Below are 2,714 nucleotides of genomic sequence, written 5' to 3'. Positions count from 1 at the left end.
AAAATAAACCTGTCCCTTTTTGGCAGGTTACAGCGATCCCTTGGTGCTGGGGATGCCCTGCACGCGGGGGTCCAGCTCGCAGGCGTGGCGCATCGTGCGGCCCACGGCCTTAAAGGCGGCCTCGATAATGTGGTGCGAATTGCCACCCGCCAGCTCGCGCACATGCAGCGTGAGCTTGGCGTCGCGCGCAAAGGCGTAGAAGAACTCGACGGCCAGCTCGGTATCGAAGCTGCCCACGCGCTCAGTCGGCACGGGCAGCTCGCAGTAGGCCTGCCCACGACCCGAGATGTCCACAGCGGCCATCACGAGTGTCTCGTCCATGGCAATCGCCGCGTCGGCAAAGCGCGTGATGCCCGCCTTATCGCCCAGCGCCCGGCAAAACGCCTCGCCCAGCACAATGCCCGTGTCCTCGACGGTGTGATGCGCGTCGACCTCCACGTCGCCCACCGCGTGCACCGTCAGATCGAACAGACCATGGCGGCCAAAGGCGTTGAGCATGTGATCGAAAAACGGCACGCCGGTCGAGATATCGCACACGCCGGATCCATCCAGGTCGAGCTTGACGACAATGTCGGTCTCGCCCGTCTTACGGGTCACCTCGGCATAACGACCCATCTACATCTCCTCCTTCACCAGCGCGGCAAACGCGTCCAGCACTTCTTCGTTTTCCTGCGGCGTGCCCACGGTAATGCGCAGGCAGTCAGCGAGCCCCGGCGCGTAGCTAAAGTCGCGCACCAAAATGGAATACTCGTCGCGCAGGCGCTCGCGCACGCGCGTGGCGTGCGGAGTGCGCACGAGCACAAAGTTCGCCGCACTCAGCCATGCCTCCACCGGCAGGCCCGCGGCACCCATCGCGTGCAGGGAAGCCAGTTCGCGGTCGCGCTCGTTCGCAACCAGCGCCACCACGGGCGCATACGCATCGCGGGCACGTACGCAGGCAAGTGCCGCCGCCTGGCTCAGCACGTTGACCGAGTAGATCTGGCGAATCGCCGCGAACACCTCGATAACCTCGGGCACTGCGATCACATAACCCAGACGCGTGCCGGCGGCGCCAAACGCCTTGGACAGCGTGTGCAGAATCACCAGGTTGGGATGCTCGGCGATAAGTCCCTGCGCCGTAGTTGCCGCGCCAAACGAATCGTCGGCAAACTCAACGTAGGCCTCGTCGACCATCACCATGCCGGGACAGGCGTCGCACAGCGCCGCGACAAAGTCGAGCGGAGCCACGTCGCCCGTGGGATTGTTGGGCGAGGTCACGATGGCCAGATTGCACTCGGGCGCCGCCGCAAGCACGGCCGCCTGGTCGAGCTCAAAGCTCGCCGGGTCGCGCCACACGTCACGCACCTCGGTCTGGCACAGAGACGCAAAGAAGGCATACTCGCTAAAGCACGGCGGGCAGTTGAGCAGGGTCCTCCCCGCGCCGCCAAACGCCAGCAGATAGTTGTAGAGCAGCTCGTCACCGCCGTTGCCCACGCAGATGTTCTCGCGCGTCACGCCATGCCAGACAGCCAGCTCGTCGCGCAGGTCGTTCGACATGGGATCGGGATAGCGGTTGAGCGGTGTGGCGGCGAGCGCCGCATCGACCGCCTCGCGTACGCCGGCCGGCACGGGATAGGTGTTCTCGTTGGCCGAAAGATTGATGCGCGTGGGCGTAAAGTTGGGATCGTAGGGCTCAATACCGGCCAGGTAAGGCTGGACGAGCTCCTTCATGCGGGGCGTCAGCTCGGCCATATTAGGCCTCCCCGCCGGTCGTGCCAGCGCCATCCGCGCCTGCAGCCGCCAGATCTACACCCTCGGCAACCGTCGCCACGGCGTCGCCCGGCCAGGCGACCTTGGTCAGGTCGGCCGCGGCGAGCGACTCGGCGCTCACGGCATCCTCGCCCTGCTCCAGCGCGCGACGGCGCAGGGCGGCGGAAAGCGCGTGTGCCCACAGACCCTCGGCCTCGGCGAGGCGCTGTGTGGCGGGAGCGTCGGAGAGCAGGCCCTCGGGTGTATAGCAAATAACGCTCGAGCGCTTAACGAACTCTTCAACCGAAAGCGGGTTGGAGAACATGGCCGTGCCGCCGGTCGGCAGCGTGTGGTTGGGGCCGGCAACATAATCGCCGAGCGGCTCGGAGCTCCAAGCGCCCACAAAGATGGCGCCGGCGTTGCGAATACCGCCGAGCAGGCCCATCGCGTCCTTGCAGTGCAGCTCAAGGTGCTCGGGCGCCACGGTGTTCACGGCCTCGACGGCGGCAGCCATGTCGGCGGCAACCACGATGGTGCCCTCGTTATCGAGCGAGGCGCGTGTGATCTCGGCGCGCGGGGACTGCGCGACCAAGATATCGATACCCGCCTCGACTTCGCGCGCAAACTGCTCGTCACAGGTCACCAGGTAGCAGGCTGCCAGCGGATCGTGCTCGGCCTGGGCCATCAGGTCGGCCGCGACCACCATGGGCTTGGCCGTAGCATCGGCCAGCACGCAGACCTCGGACGGACCGGCGACCATGTCGATACCCACATCGCCCGACACGATCTGCTTGGCCGCGGCGACAAAGGCGTTGCCCGGGCCGGTGATCTTATCGACGCGCGGAATGGTCTCGGTACCGTACGCCAGCGCGGCCACGGCCTGGGCGCCGCCCACCATATAGATCTCGTCCACGCCGCCAAGCTTGGCAGCCGCGAGCGTATAGGGGCTGATCAGGCCGTCTTTTTGCGGCGGGGTCACCATGACC

Annotated in this window: 3 protein-coding genes; all 3 read right to left on the bottom strand. The window is 66.1% G+C overall.

Features of this window, described 5'->3' with window-relative positions:
- Nucleotides 1–27 precede the first annotated feature (27 nt).
- A complete protein-coding gene (hisB, locus tag SFLMC1_RS03800) occupies nucleotides 28–615 on the bottom strand; it encodes an imidazoleglycerol-phosphate dehydratase HisB (protein WP_152075014.1) in 588 nt (195 codons plus the stop codon).
- Nucleotides 616–1,731: a histidinol-phosphate transaminase gene (gene hisC / locus SFLMC1_RS03795; RefSeq protein ID WP_226798448.1), complete on the bottom strand. Its 1,116-nt coding sequence runs from the start codon at nucleotides 1,729–1,731 to the stop codon at nucleotides 616–618. It lies immediately after the preceding gene.
- Between the two features lies 1 nt (nucleotide 1,732).
- On the bottom strand, nucleotides 1,733–2,714 hold a 982-nt coding region (hisD, locus tag SFLMC1_RS03790; protein WP_154063903.1), incomplete at its 5' end, for a histidinol dehydrogenase.

The organism is Collinsella aerofaciens, from assembly GCF_901212495.1.
GTDB lineage: Bacteria > Actinomycetota > Coriobacteriia > Coriobacteriales > Coriobacteriaceae > Collinsella > Collinsella aerofaciens_H.
This window is presented reverse-complemented; position numbering and strand designations above follow the sequence as displayed.

Bases quoted from the DNA above. Each gene is read 5' to 3' on its own strand.
- hisB (WP_152075014.1), bottom strand. From the start codon at position 615: ATGGGTCGTTATGCCGAGGTGACCCGTAAGACGGGCGAGACCGACATT.
- hisC (WP_226798448.1), bottom strand. From the start codon at position 1,731: ATGGCCGAGCTGACGCCCCGCATGAAGGAGCTCGTCCAGCCTTACCTG.